This window comes from Paenibacillus polygoni (assembly GCF_030263935.1).
Taxonomy (GTDB): Bacteria; Bacillota; Bacilli; order Paenibacillales; family Paenibacillaceae; genus Paenibacillus; species Paenibacillus polygoni.
In genome coordinates, this window is record NZ_CP127162.1 from 4,620,911 (window position 1) to 4,644,146 (window position 23,236).

Here is a 23,236-nt window from a genome sequence, read left to right on the forward strand (position 1 = left end):
TAGAATGTAATTGAATAATTTCATAACTCATTAAAATGATGAATTTGTAACTATATATAGACAAACAAAACCATTTTGATCTATATATACCCCTGATTAAAGCAACTAAAGGTATTATGAAATTGATTCAAGTATTACATCTATTATGAGTAATCTTTAGATGGTTACTGGGAGATGGTTACTGTGCCCCGCATTTCCTCTGCTCGTGCGTTTCGTTCCTCAGCTGTCATTCTAGGGCATGTAAAACATTTGCGATTCTTCCCATCCGATACTCGGTAGAACTCGCAGCAGGCGTCCTTCATTCGAAACGGTTCTTCTGCATTTAGCGGATTCTCTATATATACAGGCTCCACATCAAATGGATTCTTTCTCAAATTAAATACATCAGAACTAAAACCTTGCACGGACTCTAAGTCTACTCTCAAATACTCTGCAAGATCTTGCTCCCCGCAGGTGAGTCCTCCCTTAAATAGATCAACATAATATATGAGGACACCCGGTAACTGCTTCCATAACGCTAAAATAGGTACTCTGCCCGCCGCTGCCAATCCCTCTATTATGGGACCAAGTGTCTTAACATAGAACTGCTCCAGCATCTGTCTGCGTTCAGCTGCATCCCCGTGGTTCACAAGTTTACATTCTTCTGTCTTGTGAAGTACAAAAGATAACTGCGGAGCACCCGTATCACTCAGTAACATCTGTATGCTTAGGTTCGTGAGGGAGAGATCCACATAGGTACCGCATCTCGATATCATATAATGGGCTGCTGCAAGAAGTCCGCGAACGGTATGCATGACATACACCGCAGCTACTCCTGTCGTCTCTGCCTGAAGATGGTGCTGATAAATCTCAAGCCATGGTTTACCATATTCCGGACGGATCAGCTCAAGTAAGCTAATGTCTCTTACCGATTCAGAGGAGGGCTTTGTATGAATTCCCCCATATTGAGCAAGTACAGCATAATCTAGTGCCATCTTCATCTTCATCTCCCTCATTCCTATTCAGATGATTCAGATTATTTCTATTTAACGAATCTATACACCAGCAACCTGGCGTACTTGGGACTGTACTAAACTTTCAACACCGATAATTCCTCTGTTCTCCTTACCTGCAAGTGCATATGGCAGACAGAGCGGAACTCCTGTCCGAGGATCTGTTACAATGTCCGCCTCAATCCCGAATACTTCTCTCAGTACATCTGGCGTCATTACTTCCTTTGGGGTTCCTGTTGCAGCGGCCTTCCCCTGCTTGATCGCAATCATATGATGGGCATAACGAGATGCATGATTTAGATCATGAACAACCATGACGATCGTGCGTTTTGCCGTAACATTCAGTTCCTCAAGTAACTGCAGCACTTCAAGCTGATGTGCCATGTCAAGGAAGGTAGTCGGTTCATCCAGAAAAAGAATATCTGTGTCTTGAGCCAGTGCCATAGCAATCCAGGCACGCTGACGCTGGCCACCTGACAACTGATCGATAGGACGGTCGTGAAACTCCTGAAGACGAGTAGACTCAATGGCCCATTCAATCATCTTCTTATCCTCTGCTTGCAGTGAGCCAAAGCCTTTCTGATAAGGAAAACGTCCATAAGATACCAGCTCAGTCACCGTAAGACCTTCCGGCGCAGTTGGATTTTGCGGAAGAATTGCTAATTGTTTCGCCACTTCGCGAGTGGACTGCTTATGAATGGATTTCCCGTCGAGCAAAACTTGGCCTGTTTTGGGCTGCATTAGACGAGCCATTGTTTTAAGAATGGTAGACTTCCCAGAGCCGTTAGCACCTACAAGTGCTGTAATTTTGCCTTGAGGGATTTGTATATTTAGATCATCAACGATTAAACGGTTCTCATAAGCAATGTTTAGTCCTGCAGTTTCCAGGCGAAACATAAAATCATCTCCTCCACTTGATTGAAAAAGAAAAATTAACATCACATGATGTATGTATGTGTAATATGAAGTTCAGACGAACAACAAATGAAAAATGTATGATGATTTATTGTAATCTATTTAAAGATACTGATAATCATTATCACTTGTCAAGTCATCCTTTGTTAGTTTCTACTGCGGGTACACTAAATAAACACATAAAAAAGACTGTAGGCTAAACTAGGGTAGCCCAGTTTGTCTACAGTCTGTACACGCCCTCTTTTCAAACGCGTGTTTTGATCTTTAAACCACTTAATATCGAATTAACGTCCTCTTCGTCCCCCAGAGCGACCACGATCGCTGCTGCTCGAAGAACGACGGTTATCTCTGCTTTGCGATGATGAACCGCTCCGACTGCTGCTTTGTGAGCTTCTTCCGCTGCCATAACCGCCGCTGCTCGAACGTGATTTACTTCCGGCACTAGCTGCTCCTTCTGAAGCGCGCCATGGACGATCGCTGTCTGCTCTCTTCTGCCCCGTACTGCCTGCAGAGCGTCCACTACTGCGCGGTTTGTCCGAAACTTGGCGCACAGATTCGCCGCTGCGCTTGCTGCCGCCCCGCTCTAGATCATAGAAGGCACCTTGCTGCCCGCGGCTTCTGCCCCGGCCATTACCAGATGAATCCTCACCCTTACGTGATCCGCTGCGGCCCCCGCTTCTTCCTCCGCCGGCACGGCTGGCATCTCGTTTCGCATCCGAACGAACTCTGCGTGTTTCGCCTCCGCTGCCCCAAGAACTTGTACCGTGAGCCAGCTTCTCAATCGTTCCCGTCTCGCCGTCGATACCGCTTTGCCATACAGCACGGTCAAGACGCTGCTCTGTTCCTTCTTCGATCTTAGCAATCTCCGGCTTGTCTTTCTGAGCAGCAAATGTAATTGCGAGCCCTTTGCCTCCCGCACGGCCTGTTCTTCCGATCCGGTGAATATAACTTTCCGCATCATGAGGAATATCGTAGTTAAATACATGCGTTACGCCTTCCACATCAAGACCCCTAGCTGCTACGTCCGTAGCGACAAGAAGCTGCAGCTTGGCATTACGAAATGCTTTCATTACCGTCTCGCGCTTCGCTTGAGAGAGATCTCCATGCAGCTCGTCACTCGCATATCCCAGATCCTGCAGCGCCTCATTAAGAACGGATGCACGACGTTTCGTACGGCAGAAAATAATACCGAGATATGGGCGGTATTGCTCAATTGCCCCGATCAGAGCTGCTTGCTTTGTACGATCCGTTACTTCTACCACTAGCTGACGAATTTGTTTTACAGGAATAACATTGCTGGATTGTACTTTAACATCAACAGGGTCTTTCATGTAAGCACGAGCCAGTTTACGAATACCCGCAGGCATCGTTGCAGAGAACAGCATCGTTTGACGTTTATAAGGGAGTGCCTTAATGAGCATTTCCACATCATTCAGGAATCCCATGTGAAGCATTTGGTCTGCTTCATCCAGAACCAGCATTTTCACTTTATCAAGCACTAGCGTTCCGCGGCCTAAATGATCCAGCAGTCTTCCCGGCGTACCAATGATGATCTGTGCTCCGCCTTTAAGTTTGTGCAATTGTTTCTCCACATCTTGTCCACCGTACACCGCGAGAACCCGAATATCTTCTCTTGATTCCGTCAGCTTCTTCGCTTCGGTTGTAATTTGTAGAGCAAGTTCCCTTGTAGGAGCTACAATCAGTGCTTGCGGTGAACGATCTTCCGCGTTAAGACGCTGCAGGATCGGCAGCATAAAAGCGAACGTTTTTCCTGTTCCTGTCTGTGCCTCCGCAATAATATCCGATCCTTGGAGCAGAATCGGGATTGATTTTTCTTGTACCGGTGTCGGTACCGCAATTCCCTGCAAACGCAGAGCTTCATTCCATTCGGGCAGAATGCCCAACTTATCAAAACCTACCAAATTTTTCACCTCATGGTTTTATTTCGAGCTATTTTATATTCGTCTACCTTAAGCAACATGATAAGCAATTATTCTACTTCATGAACCGGCGCATCATAACAGACCCGGTCTTGGAAGGATAACGAAATTTAATATCAAAAGCATTGGTTTGCTTAAGGATACTTTTCATATGTGAGAATGCAGTGAAGCTGTACTCTCCGTGATAATTGCCCATGCCGCTTTCCCCTACGCCGCCAAATGGCAAATATGGTGTAGCTATATGCATAAGTGTATCATTAATGGACCCTCCACCAAAAGGTATTTGTTCAACAATTCGGTCTTGAACAGACTGATTGACCGTAAAGAGATACAAAGCGAGTGGTTTTGGTCTAGTATTTACTGCCTCTATCACTTCGTCCAGGTGCTTATAGGTCATCATCGGTAAAATGGGTCCGAATATTTCCTCCTGCATAACCGGACTATCCCAGGACACTTCATCCAATAAGGTCGGTGCTATTTTCAGGGATTCAGGGTCTGTCTCCCCGCCAAGAACAATGGAGCCGTTCGTGAGAAAAGATTGTAATCGTTCAAAATGTCTAGGAGAAACAATTCTTCCGTAATAATCACTTAACAGGGGTTCCTTCCCGTAGAATTGTTTGATTGCTTTTTCATATTCCGTGACAAATGCATCTCTTACACTCTCATGAACCAGTAAATAATCAGGAGCAATACATGTTTGCCCGCTGTTTGTCAGTTTCCCAAATGCAATGCGTTTTGCTGTAAGCTTCATATTCGCATCATGATGAATGATACATGGACTTTTTCCGCCGAGCTCCAGCGTCACAGGAATAAGACGCTCGGAGGCGGCTTTCATAACCAGCTTACCAACCGCAACACTGCCTGTGAAAAATAGGTTGTCAAAAGGTTCAGCGAGCAGCATCTCGCTTGCCTCAACACCGCCCTCTACAACCGTTACATAAGCAGGATCAAATACTTCTCCGATCATCGAAGTGATGACAGCAGATACATGCGGCGTCAGCTCCGATGGCTTAATCACTGCCGTATTGCCGGCTGCAATCGCTCCGATCAGGGGAGAGATAGCCAGCTGGAATGGGTAATTCCAGGGAGCAATAATCAGTACGCTGCCATAAGGTTCAGGGACAATATATCCCTTACTGCCAATATGGGTTTTTGCCGTTTTTACTTTTCTAGGCTTCATCCACTTTTTCAAACGTTTAGAAACGAATGAAATTTTCTCAAATAAAATACCGATCTCGGTCATATATGCTTCTTGGTCACTTTTGCTTAGATCAATCTTCAGTGCTTCGAGGATTTCAGATTCTCTGCGCCGAATGGCCTCTTTCAGTAAATCTAGCTGCTTTATTCTTGCTTCATAACGCCGGGTTGCGCCCGTTCTATAGTAAAGTTTCTGTTTATGTACGATTTCACTTACGTTCATTATGGACTTACCCCCTGTCATTACACGACTAATTACCAAACCAAGATTCTAGATGAATTTGTTTCTTGTTCCTGATTATACATGGATTCCCTCTAAGTACAAAGCTCCCCCGCCCTAGTCTAGGGTAGAGGAGCTTTGACTTCATCCCTTTATTGTTTTCTTGATCGGATCATCGAAATAATAAGCCATAATACCATGAAAGCAGCAATAATCATGCCAATTTCGAGCAGCGGTACATGCCAGACCTGCTCCATCTTGGAAGCACCGATAAACAGACCTACCATGAGAATACAAAAAGAAAGGAGTACGATGCTGAGAGATAATTTATTGGTGATTTGGTCCAGCTTATGTTCAAATTGTTCAATTTCGGGAATGCTGATCTCGACCTTCAGTTTACCTTTACTGATAATGGAAGACAGCAGCCGTGCTTGTCCCGGCAAGTCGATTAACGTTTCTAACAGCTCCGTTATACCGCCGAGCACTTTTCCTTTAATCCGTCTTGAGCTAAACTTTTCACGCATCAGCTTCCGGCCAAAAGGTTCTGCCATATCAATAATACTAATGGAAGGATCTAAATTCTCAATCACCCCTTCAAGCGTCACGAGTGCTTTGCCTAGTAAGATTACATCCGATGGCATAGTTACTTGGTGTCTTTGCGCCACGCCAAATAAATCATTCAGCGCTTGCCCGATACTGATACTGGAAAAAGGAAGATCATAATAATCGTCCCGGATTCGGTCAAGGTCTCTGCGAAGGGATGCCATATTGGTGCCGTCTGGAATCATACCAAGGCGCTGTATAGCTCGCACCATTCCTTCGGTATTCTTTCGCATCAGCGATATGATCAGGGAAGAAAGCTGCTCTTTTAAATCCTCATTAAGACGTCCGACCATTCCGAAATCAAGGTAAGCCAGTGCCCCATTTTTCATGACCATTAGATTGCCTGGATGGGGGTCTGCATGGAAGAAGCCTTCTATAAAAATTTGGTGCAGCATCGAATCTACTAATCGCTGCGCTATATTTCCGAGATCATACCCTTTCGCAGTCAGTACATCCCGCTGATTCAGCATGATCCCATCCATATACTCCATCGTCAGTACTCTTGCAGTTGTGTAGTCCCAATAAATAACAGGGACATGAACCTCTGGGTTCTCCGCAAACTGCAGCCCGACCTTTTCTGTATTTCTTCCTTCATAGCTGTAATCCAGCTCTGCAAGTAGAGATACTGCAAATTCACTCACCATCTCCTGCAATTGATACCTGGTTACCCATTCCCATCTGCGCTCGGCAAGCGCAACAAAATCTTTGAGAATATTTAGGTCACGCTGAATAACAGGTGATATGCCCGGTCTCTGAATTTTGATCGCTACCTGTTCTCCGCTCCGCAGTCTGCCGATATGTACCTGACCAATACTCGCAGCTGCAAGAGGGGTATCATCAAATTCTGTAAGGAGTTCTTCAAGCGGACTGTTCAGCTCCTGTTCAAGTAACCCTCTTGCAATCTCTGGTGAAAAAGGAGGGACTTGATCTTGAAGTTTGGTCAGCTCCGATATAATCCCTGGAGGCAGCAGGTCAGACCTCGTACTTGCAAGTTGTCCTAATTTGACAAACGTCGGCCCTAGATCCTCTAGTACATGTCTTATCCGCTCCCCAAGGGTTTTGGCTTCTGGACCTGTCTCATGGGTAATCCACCTTCTGGGTAAAGATAGCACCTGAAAGAAGCTGATTTCTTCCACAATATAGCCGAAGCCATGACGCATCAGCGCCATGGCAATTTCTCTATATCGACCGGCATTTTTAATATGCACTACCATTTATTCAATCTCATTTCCTTTAGGAGGCTGCTCTATTTCAGGCGTTGACGTAAGAATCGGAGTTTCTGGTTTTTTCGCAGGCTGACTCGCTTCGAGTGCAGACAGTTTCTGTTCCAGTTCTTCGATCCGCATGTTTAATCGGTTTACATCTGTTTTGGTGGGTACGCCCAGATCAATCAGCACTTTCTCCACTTGACCTTCAATCATTTTCTTAAAGCCGGTTTGTTCTTCATTACCACGTTCCATAAGCTTATCAATGAGTGCCTTAGATTCAGATGGAGCCAGTTCTCCGCGTTTGACGAGATCCCCTACAACACTCTCCACTTTCTCTTTACTAACCAGAGTAAGTCCTAGTCCGAGTGAAACCGCCTTTTTAAACAAATCGCTCATGCCGCTTTTCCTCCTTCTGAAAAAAACTGATTTTATACTAGTATATACCTATATTACCCAATCAAGCGAGAATGGGTCCGATCTCTAGTTCATCTGCAATTAGAGTCTTGGCTTTGTACGGGTAGCCCACATTGCCGACTGTAAGAGAAGCCGTCTGAATGATTCATTATTAAAAGAAGGAACCGAATGTCCTGGCATTAGATATACAACACGCCCCATGCCATAGTTATGAGCCCAAGCTGCAGGCCACGATTTTCCATCTTCATTCATATACTCAAGAAGAACCGTGATATCAGCGAAATTATCGAATTCAATCTCGTAAGGTTCCTCTTCCATTGAAAAATTCTCTATTCCTGACACAATAGGATGAAGCGGATCTGTAACTTGGAACCTAAGTTCACGCGGAGCAGGATGACCTGTAAATCTGCCGCCTAGTAATTGAGCTACTTCATAACGATTGTGCATGGATATCCCGTTATGCAGCACCAGGAGAGCGCCTCCTCCGCTGACATAACTAAGTAGTCCAGCAGCCTGCTGCGGAGCAATAGCTCCCTTCCAATCGTCCAGATAAGAAATTAGCAGATCATAGCCAGCCAAGTTCTCCATTAACATCAAATTGCGATTTTCACTGCACTGTACGGTCATTTCATCTTGCAAGATACGGCTGACTTCTGCGTCAACTCCTTGCAAGGGGTGATACATGGGATGTGTATAATCTCCCAATAGTAATGCTTTTTTTCGACTCATAACCATTTCTCCTTTGCTCTGCTTTTGTCTGATTCATTTCGTTTCATTTGCTTACGCAAAGCAAGAAAGGCGCAAGACCCTTTCCTCGCTTATATGATCATATCTATCCTTACCGCCCTAGAGAGGTAAAATTAGAAACGAATTAACTTCATGGTCTGTTGACTTGCCTAGTATAGCCGCAATCGTTCTTCTAAATCCATAAGTTACATAACAGACAAAAAGCTTTGTATTTACTTCTTTTGAATTCGGCGCTATTCGGAAATACCCTTTATTCATTCTGTGAGTTTACCATATTCGTCATATTATTCCGTATAAAAACAAACAAATCACAGAAAAAGATCTCTGCGATTTGTGTTATTCACGATTTTATACTTCAGGAGGCAATTCCTCACCATCTTGATATCGTGGTGTTTCCTCTTCCGGCAGCCTTGTCATTTGAATTCGGCGAATACGCTGTTTCCCCACTTCCAGCACTTTGTACCGAAAACCTCTGAATTCAAATTCGGGGCGTTCTTGTTTTGTCGGAATTCGGCCGATGGTACCCACCATAAACCCACTAAGAGTATCGTACTCTTCTTCCGGCAAACTTGCTTTTGTAATCTGGCTTACTTCATCCAAATGAGCAATCCCTGTAAAAATGTAGGTGTCTTTATCGACTTGTTCAAAGATCCACTCTTCTTCATCATACTCATCATAAATAGAGCCGACAATCTCCTCAATCAAATCTTCGATTGTAATGAGACCTGCTGTACCTCCGTATTCATCGACCACGATTGCCATATGAACTCGGTTTTGTTGCAGTTCTTCGAGAAGGTCGTCCCCTTTTTTCGATTCAGATACAAAATAAGCAGGACGGATGATATCCATAATGCTCATCGGTTTAGCGGTATCTCTTCTAAACTGAACAATCAAGTCTTTTACATGCAGAATCCCAATGATATTATCGACACGTTCTTCGAATACAGGAAACCGGGTATACTGCTCAGATTGCACAATTTCCAGCACGTCTTCTAGCGGAGTATCCGCAGAAATGGCGATCATATCCGTACGATGAGTCATCATATCCGATACATCTTTGTTATCAAAATCAAATATGTTGTGGATAATCATCTTTTCACTTTGCTGAATCGTTCCTCTTTCAAGCCCTGTATCTACAAGCATCCGAATTTCTTCTTCGGAAGCTTCCTCATCTTCCGCGTTGGGATCAATACCAAACAAACGAACGGTAAGATTCGTTGATACCGTAAGCAATTTTACAAAAGGATTAACGACCTTAGACAACACACTTAGCGGACTTGATACCGCAAGTGCAATTGCTTCTGCCTTTTTCATCGCGATCCGTTTCGGAACAAGCTCCCCAAATACAAGCGTAAAGTAGGAAAGTATCAAGGTAATAACAATAACCGATACGGAAGATAGCACAGAAGGTGAAATAGTAACACCTAGCGACAACACATAATCCACAAGCAGGGATGCAAATTTATCTGCCGCAAAAGCACTGTTTAGAAATCCAGCAAGTGTGATTCCGATCTGGATGGTGGATAGAAAGCCGGTTGGTTCCTCCAGCAACTTCTCCAGTTTCTGTGCACGTTTATTTCCTTCGAGCGACAAGATGCGAATCCGATTATCATTAATGGAGATCAGTGCCATCTCAGAAGCTGCAAAGAAAGCATTAACGACAAGTAAGATGAGAATGACTAAAATATCAAACCCCAATGGCTGTGGCACCTCCTAATTCATGAGTCCACTCCAGGAAATCCTGTGAGTGTCTACATATGTACAATATAAATAATAAGTCTCTTACCTATCTAAACACAAATTTGAGTAACGACACGTTTAGTCATACACCTTTCTAATCTCAATAACGCAAAAACACCTCACCTCTTCTGGTCAGGTGTTCTTGCCCTATAGGTTGTAACAAGATTGCCCTTCTTATACTCGCTCTTTCTCAGCAAAATACTTACCTAATGAGACGATCATACTTCCCATCCGCTCTTCTTCGGGAATCACCTTAGGGGGTACTCCTTCTTCCACCATGGCTTGGGCAGTTACCCTGCCAACCGCAGCAGCAACCACATCCTCTTCAAAGCGTTGTTTAAGATCTGCCAGCTTCCCATGCTTTTCTGCATAGGCTGTAAGAAAGCGAATCTGCGGAGCACTCGTAAACGTAACTGCATCAATTCTTTGCTGAAGAATATCTTCGAGCAGTTCATTGAGATCCGTATCTTGAGGAGGCACATGCCGATAAGGAAGAACTTCCTTAATTTCAGCTACTCCTCTCTCCTTAAGCCAAGCCATAAGGCGCGGAGCAGATTCTCCATGAAGCTGAACGAGAATTCGTTTTCCCTTAAGATCATAATTCATAAGCTCACGTATGAGTCCTGATGTACTTCCATCATCATCTCTAACATCAGGTGTCAAATTCCGCTTACGAAGTGCATTCACTGTCTTATAGCCGCGTGCTGCAATTTGTGAATGCTTTAAAGCCTCAAGCAGCTCATCTTGTTGCTCCAGCTGCTCAGCTGCCTGAAATATCGCATCAAGCCCCATCCCTGTCGTAAGGATCGTCCAATCGGGTGGACTTTTCACCCAAGCTTCTATACTGCTTTTCAAATGTTCATCATCCACAAAAACCGTCCCTTGTGCCGGTCGCAGCAGTGGAGTCCCGCCTAACTTTCTCACAATCATGGACATTTCTTCCGACTTTCTCGGCCCAGCAAGTGCCACTTTTTTCCCAAGTAAATTTTGTGCCATTTCTTATGAATCCCCCTCCAGGCTTGTTGTCCTGCTCATGCTATCTGCGGTTTCTTCGGAATAAACGATCTACTGCCACATACCTACTGCCTGCTACAGCAAGCGTGATTCCCATTCCAATCAGTGCAACATCGAGCTCATAGCCTCCAATAAACCCACTCTCTGCCTTCGCAGTAAAGATAGCTGCGAATAGAATAACAACAAATAGAAGACTAACAATTCGTGTAAACAAACCAATAATTAAAAATACCCCGCCAAAGAACTCTACCAATCCGACAATGGTAGCCGCCGAACCCAGCAGACCGAGACTAATAAAGTAGCTTTGTGTATCCTCCATGCCTTGGAATTTGGTGATACCATGAATTAAAAAAATGGCTCCAAGTACGAGTCTAGTAATTAGAAGTCCAAGCTCCATGTTTCGAGTCTGGCTTTGATTTCGATTGCTATACATTTTCTCATTCCTCCTGCGAATTCATATTTTTTTATTTTCTTAATTTCAGTTATCGATCAATGAGGAACAACGTTAAATACAGCAAACAATGCAATCAGAATGAAGACGGAGCATAGCAAACTTGAGCCGGATATTCGTAAAGGCAGCTCCTTCTCCGGTTCCAAAATCCAGGCAATTCGGTCATTGACTGTACTTTCCGCAGCAAAAGAAGAAACTACACCGCTCTGAAAGCCAGAATTCACTGATGTACCCAGCAGCTTAAGAAGGGCTCCACCCAAGCCGATAGGCGTACCGGCTCTCGTAATGGCATCGTGATCTGCTATCATCTCGCGAACCATTTTGTAATTGAATAGTATCGATTTTAATATAGGTATATATCCAAGGGTAGATACACCAAGTGTAAGAAGAAACGTCTTAAGCGGGTCGTAATGCCGTAGATGATAGTGTTCATGATAGAGTACAGCTTCCAATTCTTTCTCATCTAACAGCTGAATTAGTCCCGATGAGATCACAATTCGCCGTCGGAACAATCCACAAGTAAGGGCAACCGGTTCATTCGTTCCGATTACCACTAGATTCTTGCGAAGTGTGAGGTTCGGATACCGCCCCGCATAATACGCCGTGAGATTAAAATCAGTTAATTGGTATATGTATTTTAAGGCGCGAGCCCCGCCAATCAGCTGGGTACATATATAGTAAATAATGAATAGAAAAGTTCCTGCAACAAATACGTTTAATAAATGAATAATAGACAACAACCCAAACTCTCTCATCCAGTGAGTACACCATGTAAATAGATTAAACGTAGATTGCCAGCCCCAGATCATATGAACTACATATAATCCCATTTGAATATAAACAGCCCCGCATATCAGAATCCCGCAGCTAAATAACACCCTGGAACGCAGCGCCCACTTCACGGTAGATCCTTCTTCCACTGCTTAATTCGGAGCTCAAGTTGTTTAATTAACTCGGGATCGGCAACTTCAACCGCATCGAGCATATGGGTAACCGCAATGGAACCAAACTGGTCCATCAGCTCATGTGTCAGTTCTTTCGACTGCGTATCCATAAACACCTCCCTTGATTGAACCGGGCGATACTTTGAGGTCCTGCCTTGAAGTGTTTTGACGAGTATCCCTTTTTCAACAAGCCTGTTCATCACGGTCATGACCGTATTGAAGCTCAGCGCTTTATCCTCTTCCAGTTTTAATTGAACCTCTTTAATGCTTACCTCTTCCTCATTCCAGAGGACGTCCATAATTTTTGCCTCCAGAGGACCAAAGAAACGGTTAAGACCTTGCTCTCCCACCTTAAAGTGACTAATCCTCATCAGCACCCCTCCACACTACCCATTGTATTGTCTCTCTTTCCTTTGTCAACATATGATTCCACTCACATCCAGTTTTTCATAAGAAAAAAACCGAGCAGACAGAAAAATTCTGACAGCTCGGTTTCTTATGAAATTTAGAAATTTATTACTTAGTTGGCGGCATAAACTCACGAATATCTACACCAAGACCTTCTGCTAGAATCATACCTAATCTATGATCTGCTCGAATGAAGTTGCAGATCGCGCGAAGCTGTGTCTGCTCCGGTGTTTGTTTCAAATCTTCGATAAGATTTCTGTGGAAGTTTACTTTTTCCTGTTCGGTGAAGCTGCGATACGTATCCCCCGCTTGTTTGAAATCATCTTCTGTTTTTTCAATCGGTTCACGGGTAATATGCCCGCTGATCGCTACTTTAGAATCACGATATTTCGGGTCTTCCTTCGGGCTGTCAGGAGAGCTGTTTGGCTCATAATTATATTCCGAAGGATTCTGGTTCATCTGCATAAGACCATCGCGCTGATAATTGTTCACTTTTGCATAAGGGCAGTTAATGGGAATCTGTGTATAATTCGCTCCCAGACGGTGACGCTGTGTATCTGGATAAGAGAACAACCGACCTTGAAGCAGCTTATCTTCCGAAGCTTCGATTCCCGGTACAAGAACACTTGGGGAGAAAGCAACCTGCTCCGTTTCCGCAAAGAAATTCTCTGGATTACGGTTCAGAGTCATGCGCCCAACCGTCTCGAACGGATATTTATCTTCTGGCCAAATCTTGGTCGGATCAAGCGGGTCAAACGTAAGTGCATCGATATCTTCAGGATTCATGATTTGTACTTTAAGAACCCACTCTGGATAATCACCACGTTCAATTGCATCATACAGATCACGAGTGGCATGGTTAAAATCTTTTCCTTGCGTCTCTGATGACTCTTCTGAACTGAAATTACGAACGCCTTGCTGTGTTTCCCATTTATATTTAATGTATACCACTTCATCTTGATCATTGATCCATTTATAGGCGTGAACACTGAATCCATCCATCTGACGGTAATTCGCTGGCGTACCGTAGTCGGATAACAACCATGTCATCATGTGAGTAGACTCAGGAGTTAGTGTCATGAAATCCCAATATCTAGCTGGATCTTGAATATTGGTTCTAGGTGATGGTTTTAAAGAGTGAACCATATCTGGGAATTTAATCGCATCACGGATAAAGAATACGGGCAGGTGGTTGCCGACTAGATCATAATTGCCTTCCTCCGTATAGAATTTAACCGCAAAGCCGCGAGGGTCCCGAGCCGTCTCTGGAGATCCCTGTCCATGAATTACGGTAGAGAAACGTACAAAGACAGGTGTCTCTTTTCCTTCTTCCTGTAAAAAAGCAGCTTTTGTGTACTTGGACATTGATTTTTCTACTTTAAAAACACCATGTGCTCCCGATCCGCGTGCATGAACAACGCGCTCTGGAATACGTTCACGGTCAAAGTGAGCGATCTTTTCAATCAAATGATAATCTTCTAGTAAAGTTGGACCTCTTCTTCCTGCCGTTCTAGAGTTCTGATTATCACCTACAGGTGTGCCTTGATTGGTAGTTAAACGTTCTGTCATATAGGGGTCACCCTTTCCATTCATTTTCTATATTTATATGTGTAGTTAGATTTAATCTAAATTCATATATAGATTGTAGCATGGAGCTATGCTTTTTTTCATGAGAATAGGATGAATGATTTGTGATTACAAAATGAAATCACTCTTACATATTATGAAGAAATGAAACTCTTTATGAACAAAACGAAAGCCCCTGAATGTTTGCACATTTAGGGGCTTTATTTCTTAGTCAGCAAGACGATAACCTACGCCGCGGACGGTAATAATATATTTAGGATCAGAAGCCTGATCACCCAGTTTTTTACGAAGGCTTTTGATATGAACATCTACCACGTTGCTCCCGCCGGTAAAATCCGTTTCCCATACTCGGCTGAGCATCTCCTCACGCGATATAACCGAACCTTTCGCATTCATGAGGATGAGCAGAAGATCATATTCCGTCTTGGTAAGGTGAACCTGCTCCTCCTGTTTAAGGACCAACATTCGCTCCAAATCCACTCTCAGATCCTTAAAGACCAAGGTATCAGTGCTGGTTGTTTGAACCGTTTGTTCTTGTCTTGGTACGGCACGGCTGATAATACGCTGCACATGATACAGTGCTTCATGAGGTCTTCCCGGCCAAACCAGCAATTCTTCCTGAAGCATCTCAGGTGCTGCACCGCGAATAAATTTCTCACTCACAAGGAACAAGTTCTGTGAAGAAGTCGATTCCTTTAGCTTCATCTGAAGATCAAGTGCATCCTGATCATCATAAGAAGTCACGTCATAAATCAGTAAGTCATGCGGAATGTTATGATATAGTTCAGGCTCAAGCCTGTGAAACATCATGACATCAAAGCAACGATCTGTCAGAACTTTAACCAAATCATGTACTTGATTCAGTGTAGGACTGATTAAGAGAATTCGCTTTGTCACCGCACAAAAAGGAACGGTATCTTCTTCCGGCTTATTTAGCCATTCTGAAGATTTATCCTGTGAAATACGAACAGACGCATAAGGATATTGATTTTTATTCACTAATTCTTCCGCTTGCTTTGGCATTCTGGACATACACCCCCAAAAACGACATGCACATGGCCAATCTCATATTCTGTTTCTTTTGCAACAGATTCCGTCCAAGGTCCGGGTACTTCTGTCATTACCTCATCTACCTTGCCGCAAACTTCACAAATGATGTGTTGATGGTCATCTGTTCTCGCGTCATATCTGCTGGCTGTCTCACCGAGCTTCAGTTCAACGATTAATTCTTTCTCAACCAGATACCGCAATGAATTATATACTGTACCATAAGCTAAGTTATACCCTTGCTGTGCAAGCATTGTCATTACCTCTGCTGCTGTTGGGTGGTTGTGAGCATTCTTCACTACATCATAAACAGCTTGACGCTGCGTTGTTAAATTTAATGTTCTAGGCATAAGATCATCAGATCTCCTTCTATTATAAAATGATTCCGCATCATTAGTATTTATTTTTAGATTAAGTATAAATCTTAATTCATAACCAGTCAATCCCTGTATAAACGGTGTACTGATCTGGTTTAATGAAAACAAAAAAGAGCTAAGTGAAATCCTAGTGTAGACTGGATCTGGATTTCACCTAGCTCTCTGTAGCTTAAATCTAATACGTTTACTCCGAAAGTATGGACTCAATCTTATCTTGTATTTCTTCGCTGAGCTCTATACCTGAAGCTCCTATATTTTCTTGGATCTGTTCAGGCCTGCTCGCACCCACAAGCGCACTGGAGACATTCTTTTGTCTTAAGATCCAAGCCAGTGCAAGTTGTCCCACCTTCACATCAAGTTCACTGGCAACGCCGGACAGCTTGCGTACCTTTTCAAGTTTTTCCTGGCTTATTTTCTTATCATCCCATTTAAGCTTTGCCGCCCGGCTGTCTTCAGGAATGCGAGAAGCATCATTATATTTACCTGTCAGCAGGCCTTGTGCAAGCGGAGAATAGACAACTTGTCCGATCCCTTTTTGCTCCCCAAGCGGAATAATCTCGTCTTCAATATAACGTTCGAACATATTATATATAGGTTGGTTAACCACAATTCGGTCCAGCAGATAACGATCTGCAATCCCTAGCGCTTCTTCCATCTGAGCTGCAGTCCACTGGCTTACACCAACATAGAGCACTTTTCCTTGACGTACGAGGTCATCGAGTGCACGAAGTGTCTCCAGAAGAGGAGTACCCGTATGAAAACGATGGCAGTAATAAATATCTACATAATCTGTGCCCAGTCGCTTCAGAGAAGCATTGCACTGTTCCATAATATGTTTACGGGATAAACCTTGGTCGTTCGGACCATCGCCCATTTTACCGAAGACTTTTGTAGCTAAAACATAAGACTCACGTTGATAATTCTGAAGTGTCTTGCCTAAAAGTTCCTCTGCTGCTCCACGTTCATACACATTCGCTGTATCAAAGAAGTTCATACCTGCATCGTAAGCCGTCTCAATGGAACGTACTGCATTCTCCTGCTCGACATACCCACCATAGGTCAGCCAGCTCCCAAGGCTAATTTCACTGACTTGTAAGCCGCTGCCGCCTAATCTTCGGTACTTCATCTCTCCATATAACCTCCCATTCAAAAATATGTAATAATTCCCATTATACATTACCCCTTCAGAATAAGGATGAATAAGAGAGTCTTAATGAATCATTGACCGTTTATTTTTAAAAGTGTAAAATTACACTAATCACAATAACCAAATGTTACCTATTGTTATAGAGGTACAGGCGGGAAGGAGCTTAATCATAATGACAAAAGAGCAGCTCATTCAGCTCTTATCCGGTAAAATCAAGCTGGTACGTAAGGAAATGGGATACACCCAAGAGCAAATGGCTGAAGTGCTCGGCATATCTAAAAAAACACTGGTCCAAATTGAAAAGGGCCGTTCCAAAGCAAGTTGGACTGCTGTTGTTGCTCTTGTAGCTTTGCATACTGAAAGTTTAACGGTCCAATCTATTCTCGGCGAAGAACCGATGGAGATTATCGAAATGGCCGCACATAGCATTCTGGAAAGACCGAAAGGCAGAACGCTTGGAGGTAAACTTTGGTGGAACGAAATTGAACGAGAAGGCGATTATATTTTGCAGCAAAATATGATCAGTATGCACTACCGGATTCTCGATACTGCTCATATTCGCTGGTACAGCACATTTGATCAGGATGAAGCGCATGCAAGACTTACAGATCTAGCTAATTCTGTAGACTGGGATCGCCGGGTAAGTCATGATCCTAAAAAAAGTTTCAGTCTATGAAAATTTTGCGCTCCCTTCGATCCCGCTGGACATGCTGGCTCGCCTTTCTATCCATTCTCATTATTGTTGATGACTATGTACAATGGGATTCCAAACATCTGGGTCTCTTTTTGACGGGACCTATAAATACACAGCTTCATTTTGATTATGGTGATCCAGTGGATATCTACATCCATTATGCAGTTCACCTATTAACCTGGATAGTAATTGGACTTATTCTAGATGGTCTTACGAATTACATTCGCAACTGGAGAAAACAGTACAGGAATAAAGCCATCTCACCTCAAAAAAGACCACAGCGGTAACAGCAAGTTTTCATCGTTACATAAAATGGACCGGTAAAGAAAGTCGGCTTTAACGACCTCTTCTCTACCGGTTTTTTATATACATTATAGAAAGTGGCCCCTGCTATACGCTTTGGACGATACGTTCAGCTCGGATCTGCACATCCTGAAGAAGCACCTTCTCATCTATCGTTAGTAACCTCCGGTTTCGCATCAGTATCTTTCCATTCACAATGGTCGTGTCCACATCGGCACCGCTTACGCCATAAGCCAGCAGTGACTCAAGCTGATGCAGCGGTGTAAGATGCGGTTTATTCAGGTTGACCAGGATCAGATCCGCTATCTTACCTACAGATAAGGTACCGATCTCATGATCAAGCCGCAATAACTTTGCACCACGAATTGTTGCCATCTTAAGTACCTCTTTTGCAGGGAGGACCGTGGGGTCGCCATATTGTAATTTCTGCATCCATGTGGCTGCTTTCATCTCTTCAAACATATCGAGTGTTGTGGCACTGCCCGCTCCATCCGTACCGAGTCCCACCGTTACACCTTCTTGTTGCAGCTTATAAACAGGAGCAATCCCGCAGCCCAGCTTCAGATTACTTACCGGATTATGAGACACCCCGCCTTGCATCCCTTTGAGGAGCTGAATATCCGATTCGCTGAGATGCACACCATGAGCCAATAGCACATGACACTGATCAAACAGCCCAAGGGCATGCAAATATTCCGCAGGGGTCTGTCCATATTTCTGACGTATGGTTGATACTTCCTCCACCGTTTCCGCTAGATGAATATGAATGGGGATATCCCGTTCCTCACCAAGTCTAATTACCTGGCGTAAAGCGTCTGGCGGACAGGTGTAAGGAGCATGCGGGCCGAACATCGTCGTTATTCGTCCTTCCGCTTTACCATGCCACTGATCGATCAGAGCCAGCGCCTCTGTCATTCTTGCTCCACCATCCGGTTCATGAAATACGAGTCCTCTTGCCAAGGAAGCTCTCATTCCCACTTCCTCCACCGTTTCTGCAATCGCACTCATATGAATGTACATATCTGCAAAAGTTGTGGTTCCTGATTTAATCATCTCTGCCATGGCCAGCCGCGCACCTGCCCGAATATCTTCTTCTGTCATATTCGCTTCGGCGGGCAGTATTTTCTGATCAAGCCAGTCCATCAGTTTCAGATCATCCGAATAAGCCCTAAGTAAGCTCATTGGGCTATGCTGATGGGTGTTAATAAGCCCCGGCAATACCGCATATCCGGTCCCATCGATTACTTCATCCGCCTCATCCGCCGAGCAGTCTCCCCGTTTTATAATCCGATCATGTTCAATAAGCAGATCTCCCTTATAAGGAGTACCTTCTTCTTCCATCGTAACAAGCCAAGCATTCTCAATTTTCAGTCTCATCTTCATGACCTCCTTTGTGATACAAAGAAGCGTAAAGGATCACGCGGCGTGAAGGTCAACAACTAACTTATAAATATCCTCTAACCGGGACCGCGTAGATCAAATGAAGTCTTTTCTGGATTTCTTTCGTCTTGGTCACGTACCCCTGTTCTTCTAAGAAGCTAGTTAACCGAGAACGATCGGCATAATAGGATTTTTCAATATCAGTAATGACATCGTCTCTCCCATCTTCTCTGAGCATATGCAGATACTCTTCTCTCGCCTGATGATCCTCAAACATAAAATCGACGATACCAATACGTCCGTGGGGCTTCAAAATTCGCTTGATCTCAAGCAGCGCAAGCAGCTTCTGGTCTTCTGTAAGGTGATGGAGAGCGTAGCTCATTACCGCAAAATCAAATTGATAATCATCATAAGGAATCGCCAAAAAATTACCGAGCCTCACCTCATACCCCGGATGTTTGCGCTCTGCCTCCCTCAGCATGGCAATGGATTGGTCCATCCCCTTCATCTCTATCCCATTCTCCATAAATAAGGCAGCTAGATTGCCTGTCCCTGTTCCAAGATCGACCCCTTTCTCCCCTTTCTTTGGCTGAACAGCTTCCAGTACTTTTTGTAAGGCAGTACGGTAACTTGGATAGGCTCCATATTGCTGCTGTGTTTTTTCTACCCGTTCGTCATGATGGACAGCATGCGAGTCATAGTTCCAGTGGTCCCGCCAGGAAGACCGCAGTTTTTTCGCATACCGCAAGCTAGCCGTCCATTCATAGATATCATCCCACTCCAGCTTCGCCTGCTCCTTCCCTTTTGCAATGATTCGGTCGGTCGTTTCAATGGAGTGCCTGATCTCTACCATCTGAGAAAACAGAACCGCTCTTTGCAGCTCCAAATGATGAAGAACATCCTCACTGTCTCCTGCCTCCATCTCAGCAAGTACACAGCCGATCTCTTCTAAAGACATTCCTACTTCTCTTAAAGAAACAATCGTTTGGAGTCTTGCTGCGTCCTGTTCTGTAAACAGCCGATAACCACTGCTCTCCTGCTTGGCAGGCGTGATCAGGCCTTTCTCCTCATAATAACGAATCGTTCTTGCCGATATTTGAAGCCGCTCTGAAAGTTCCTTAATCAGCAACATATTCATATCACTGCCCCCTTATAAATTAAGTATAAACCTTCACGTAACGTGAAGGTATAGAGGTAGGCTTAGAGGTGGATTGGTTTACCAAGAAGACAGCAACCTTTCTCTGTTCAATAAAATTCCATTTTATCTGTGCTTGTAATCACAAGGCAGGCAGCAGGGAGGTGATAACTTTAAAGATGTAAACAAGATCAAAGTGAAGCTTTTATATAGATTGAATCAATTTCACAACACCTTTAGTTGCTTTAATCAGGAGGATATGAAATTGATTCAGATAAAAAATAGCAGAGGTGAAATCATGAGTGAATTAATTAATAACCGTGAAAATAGAGTTTCTGCGGATCGAGCGGATCGGATCCATATACTCAAGGATATGATTAAAGAGCTGCACCATGGAAAAAGTGTGGAGGAAGTAAAGGAAAAATTCAATCAAGCATTTGGGGAAGTATCAGTGGATGAAATTTCGGAACTTGAGCAAGTTCTCATGCAGGAAGAAGGAATACCTGTAACAGAAGTACAAAGACTATGCAGTGTACATGCGGCGGTATTCAAAGGTTCCATCCAAGATATACACCGATCTAACAAACCCGAAGAACAGCCTGGACATCCGGTCCATACCTTTAAAATGGAGAATAGGGAAATTGATCAACTTGTTAATTTTAAAATTGCTCTGCATCTGGATCGTTTTCTTAAGGACCCGGGGGAGTCAAATCGCTTGCAGCTGCTGGAGGATTTCAGTCTCCTATATGATGTAGACAAACACTACAGCCGCAAAGAAAATGTGCTGTTTCCTTTTCTCGAAAAATACGGTATTTATGGACCGACGAAAGTAATGTGGGCGGTAGATGACGGTATTCGAATTGGAATCAAAGAAGTCAAACAGAAACTCACTGCTTTTGATGGAGATGCCGAAGCATTAGTGGACCTGGCAAGACGTGTCTTAACCGAAGTCACAGAAATGATCTATAAAGAGGAACATATTTTATTACCTATGGCGATTAGTAAACTGACAGAAGATGAATGGCTTCAGATTGCAGCTCAAAGTGAAGAGATTGGTTACTGCCTGACTGCGCCCGATCAAGTGTGGATTCCCGAAAGAGCAGCGGAACCCGGCACAGGTGCCGGAGGAGAATCTTCTTCGCTGCAAGAAGGATTCGTTCGTATGAGTACCGGCACTTTGTCAGTTAAACAGCTCGAGACAATGCTCAATCATTTACCGGTCGATCTCACTTTTATTGATCAGAATGACATTGTACGCTATTTCTCACACGGGCCAGAAAGAATCTTCGTTCGGACCAAGGCGGTCATCGGCAGAAGTGTTCAGAACTGCCATCCTCCGCAAAGCGTTCATGTCGTTAATCAGCTGCTTGCTGATTTCAAAGCAGGTGTCAAAGACTCGGAAGATTTTTGGATTCCTTTTAAAGATAAGTATGTCTATATCCGCTACTTCGCTGTTAGAGATGAAGAAGGGACTTATCTAGGTACGCTTGAATTCACTCAAAATATTAAGCCGATCCAGGAACTGTCAGGTCAAAAACGGATACTCTCTGAATAAGAGGAGAGACGGTACTATAAATTGCATAATTAGTTCTGGAATACAAAAAGGGAACCGGAAAATCCGGTTCCCTCAGGTGGTAGTCCGAAAACAGCCACCGCTATTCAGTAACTATATTATACATTTCGCTCCTAAAATATGCAAGTAATGCCTAAATAAACTGTCTAAGTGTACTTAATTTATGTTTTGTATCTGGAAGAAAGATCTGATTGTATATGGTCTGTGGTATCTGACTCTTAGCGTCATCAATTGCTGATTCAAATCTGTTCATAGTTTTCATCAGTTCTGTCTTAGTTAATTTAAAGCTTTTTAGGAGGTAAATCACGAGTATGAAATAATCGACAATAGTGTTAAAGGTAATATTACGTATACTCGTGTCACGTTCAAGACTCTGTATTAACGCTCTATTTGGAGTGCTACTTCTAAACCGGGCATCAAAAATAACATCGTTATGAGCTATAGAGTTTCTAAGATCCTTTATTTGATAAATAATACTCTCGGTAAGCTTCCCGTTAGAATCAAACGCCTGATTAAGACCTAGTGATCTTGATATAGCGTTTTTAGCGTTAAGATTAGCAACAGAAACAAAATTTCCAAACTCTCCTATAGTAATAACTTCAAATATGGCCCAGATAGGGACGTTCTGATCATTCACGTAGAAATGCTGTATAACATCCTTCTTAGTATTGAAATTCCTTGTTAGAGTACCATAAAACTTTTCTCTCAATACAAGTCGTTTGCTTAGAGCCTTACGATATTGTTCTGAACCACTCTGGTATGTCTTGTAGTAAGTTAAAACTGTATCAAAGATCTCATTAAAACTTGATGTTTTACTTTGATCTAGAACTACTTCTAGTACATAGTTTTTGAGTGCAGTTTCAATGAACATAATATGTCTATAGAAAATGGACTTAAGATTCATGTCCAAATCATTTACGGCTAGTATTTCATTAAAATCACTATAATGTATTTGTCTTACTTGGTTCCCAGGAGTAGATATGTACCGATAACCCTTGAATCCATGATAATACCCTATATTACGAAGCCTTCTTTTTTGAGGGCCTCCCGATATATTAATCTTATGTGTGTTTCTTAGATATTGCATTAATTGATTAACAGTCTTTACTTGAGACACATCGCATCCCCCTTCGAACCTAGTATAGCACGGATAATTAACAAATTGTTACATATAACCATAAAATAAGGGAATGGTAAACA

Annotated in this window: 22 protein-coding genes; 3 read left to right on the forward strand and 19 right to left on the reverse strand. The window is 43.3% G+C overall.

Features of this window, described 5'->3' with window-relative positions:
- Window positions 1–164: 164 nt before the first annotated feature.
- The 16 genes from QPK24_RS22150 to QPK24_RS22225 all read right to left on the reverse strand — a co-directional run bounded on the left by QPK24_RS22150 (window position 165) and on the right by QPK24_RS22225 (window position 16,930).
- Window positions 165–980 carry a hypothetical protein gene (locus tag QPK24_RS22150; protein WP_285744769.1) on the reverse strand — a complete coding sequence of 272 codons (816 nt, stop codon included), beginning with the start codon at window positions 978–980 and terminating at the stop codon, window positions 165–167.
- Window positions 981–1,034: 54 nt separating this feature from the next.
- Window positions 1,035–1,889 carry an ABC transporter ATP-binding protein gene (locus QPK24_RS22155; protein ID WP_285744771.1) on the reverse strand — a complete coding sequence of 285 codons (855 nt, stop codon included), beginning with the start codon at window positions 1,887–1,889 and terminating at the stop codon, window positions 1,035–1,037.
- Window positions 1,890–2,191: 302 nt separating this feature from the next.
- On the reverse strand, window positions 2,192–3,829 hold the full coding sequence (locus QPK24_RS22160; protein WP_320416901.1) for a DEAD/DEAH box helicase: 1,638 nt from the start codon (window positions 3,827–3,829) through the stop codon (window positions 2,192–2,194).
- Window positions 3,830–3,902: 73 nt separating this feature from the next.
- Window positions 3,903–5,267, reverse strand: a complete 1,365-nt coding sequence (locus QPK24_RS22165; RefSeq protein ID WP_285744775.1) for an aldehyde dehydrogenase — start codon at window positions 5,265–5,267, stop codon at window positions 3,903–3,905.
- Between the two features lie 149 nt (window positions 5,268–5,416).
- Window positions 5,417–7,081 carry an ABC1 kinase family protein gene (locus QPK24_RS22170; RefSeq protein WP_285744777.1) on the reverse strand — a complete coding sequence of 555 codons (1,665 nt, stop codon included), beginning with the start codon at window positions 7,079–7,081 and terminating at the stop codon, window positions 5,417–5,419.
- Window positions 7,082–7,471 (reverse strand): phasin family protein, encoded by a 390-nt coding sequence (locus QPK24_RS22175; protein ID WP_285744779.1) that lies wholly within the window; start codon window positions 7,469–7,471, stop codon window positions 7,082–7,084.
- A 99-nt stretch (window positions 7,472–7,570) separates the two neighbouring features.
- A complete protein-coding gene (locus QPK24_RS22180; protein WP_285744781.1) occupies window positions 7,571–8,218 on the reverse strand; it encodes a ThuA domain-containing protein in 648 nt (215 codons plus the stop codon).
- A 366-nt stretch (window positions 8,219–8,584) separates the two neighbouring features.
- Entirely contained in the window at window positions 8,585–9,934 is a 1,350-nt protein-coding gene (locus QPK24_RS22185) for a hemolysin family protein (RefSeq protein ID WP_285744783.1), read from the reverse strand.
- A gap of 216 nt (window positions 9,935–10,150) precedes the next feature.
- The gene (locus QPK24_RS22190) at window positions 10,151–10,972 is read right to left on the reverse strand and encodes a uroporphyrinogen-III synthase (RefSeq protein ID WP_285744785.1); all 822 of its coding nucleotides are present in this window, start codon (window positions 10,970–10,972) and stop codon (window positions 10,151–10,153) included.
- Window positions 10,973–11,012: 40 nt separating this feature from the next.
- Window positions 11,013–11,423, reverse strand: a complete 411-nt coding sequence (locus QPK24_RS22195; RefSeq protein ID WP_285744787.1) for a DoxX family protein — start codon at window positions 11,421–11,423, stop codon at window positions 11,013–11,015.
- Between the two features lie 56 nt (window positions 11,424–11,479).
- Complete coding sequence (locus QPK24_RS22200; RefSeq protein WP_285744789.1) at window positions 11,480–12,343, reverse strand: M56 family metallopeptidase; 864 nt, start codon at window positions 12,341–12,343, stop codon at window positions 11,480–11,482.
- The gene (locus tag QPK24_RS22205; RefSeq protein ID WP_213530521.1) at window positions 12,340–12,756 is read right to left on the reverse strand and encodes a BlaI/MecI/CopY family transcriptional regulator; all 417 of its coding nucleotides are present in this window, start codon (window positions 12,754–12,756) and stop codon (window positions 12,340–12,342) included. The genes QPK24_RS22200 and QPK24_RS22205 overlap by 4 nt, the downstream gene beginning before the upstream one ends.
- Before the next feature lie 145 nt (window positions 12,757–12,901).
- Complete coding sequence (locus tag QPK24_RS22210; RefSeq protein ID WP_285744792.1) at window positions 12,902–14,362, reverse strand: catalase; 1,461 nt, start codon at window positions 14,360–14,362, stop codon at window positions 12,902–12,904.
- Window positions 14,363–14,587: 225 nt separating this feature from the next.
- Window positions 14,588–15,403 carry a response regulator transcription factor gene (locus tag QPK24_RS22215; protein ID WP_285744794.1) on the reverse strand — a complete coding sequence of 272 codons (816 nt, stop codon included), beginning with the start codon at window positions 15,401–15,403 and terminating at the stop codon, window positions 14,588–14,590.
- Window positions 15,379–15,777 carry a Fur family transcriptional regulator gene (locus tag QPK24_RS22220; protein ID WP_213530525.1) on the reverse strand — a complete coding sequence of 133 codons (399 nt, stop codon included), beginning with the start codon at window positions 15,775–15,777 and terminating at the stop codon, window positions 15,379–15,381. Before QPK24_RS22220 ends, QPK24_RS22215 begins: the two co-directional genes overlap by 25 nt.
- Before the next feature lie 211 nt (window positions 15,778–15,988).
- Window positions 15,989–16,930, reverse strand: a complete 942-nt coding sequence (locus QPK24_RS22225) for an aldo/keto reductase family protein (protein ID WP_285744796.1) — start codon at window positions 16,928–16,930, stop codon at window positions 15,989–15,991.
- A gap of 193 nt (window positions 16,931–17,123) precedes the next feature.
- On the opposite strand from QPK24_RS22225, the gene QPK24_RS22230 reads away from it, so the two are divergent.
- Both QPK24_RS22230 and QPK24_RS22235 read left to right on the forward strand, forming a co-directional pair.
- Window positions 17,124–17,627 (forward strand): helix-turn-helix transcriptional regulator, encoded by a 504-nt coding sequence (locus QPK24_RS22230; protein ID WP_285744799.1) that lies wholly within the window; start codon window positions 17,124–17,126, stop codon window positions 17,625–17,627.
- Window positions 17,624–17,932 (forward strand): hypothetical protein, encoded by a 309-nt coding sequence (locus tag QPK24_RS22235; RefSeq protein WP_285744801.1) that lies wholly within the window; start codon window positions 17,624–17,626, stop codon window positions 17,930–17,932. The genes QPK24_RS22230 and QPK24_RS22235 overlap by 4 nt, the downstream gene beginning before the upstream one ends.
- A gap of 103 nt (window positions 17,933–18,035) precedes the next feature.
- Here the strand turns inward: QPK24_RS22235 and QPK24_RS22240 are convergent, their stop codons facing one another.
- Complete coding sequence (locus tag QPK24_RS22240) at window positions 18,036–19,325, reverse strand: amidohydrolase (protein ID WP_407082940.1); 1,290 nt, start codon at window positions 19,323–19,325, stop codon at window positions 18,036–18,038.
- Window positions 19,326–19,392: 67 nt separating this feature from the next.
- The gene (locus tag QPK24_RS22245) at window positions 19,393–20,466 is read right to left on the reverse strand and encodes a MerR family transcriptional regulator (protein ID WP_285744805.1); all 1,074 of its coding nucleotides are present in this window, start codon (window positions 20,464–20,466) and stop codon (window positions 19,393–19,395) included.
- A gap of 295 nt (window positions 20,467–20,761) precedes the next feature.
- Between QPK24_RS22245 and QPK24_RS22250 the strand changes: the two genes are divergently transcribed.
- Window positions 20,762–22,018: a DUF438 domain-containing protein gene (locus tag QPK24_RS22250; protein ID WP_285749509.1), complete on the forward strand. Its 1,257-nt coding sequence runs from the start codon at window positions 20,762–20,764 to the stop codon at window positions 22,016–22,018.
- Window positions 22,019–22,169: 151 nt separating this feature from the next.
- On the opposite strand, the gene QPK24_RS22255 is transcribed toward QPK24_RS22250, so the two are convergent.
- Window positions 22,170–23,153 (reverse strand): Abi family protein, encoded by a 984-nt coding sequence (locus tag QPK24_RS22255; RefSeq protein WP_285744807.1) that lies wholly within the window; start codon window positions 23,151–23,153, stop codon window positions 22,170–22,172.
- Window positions 23,154–23,236 lie beyond the last annotated feature (83 nt).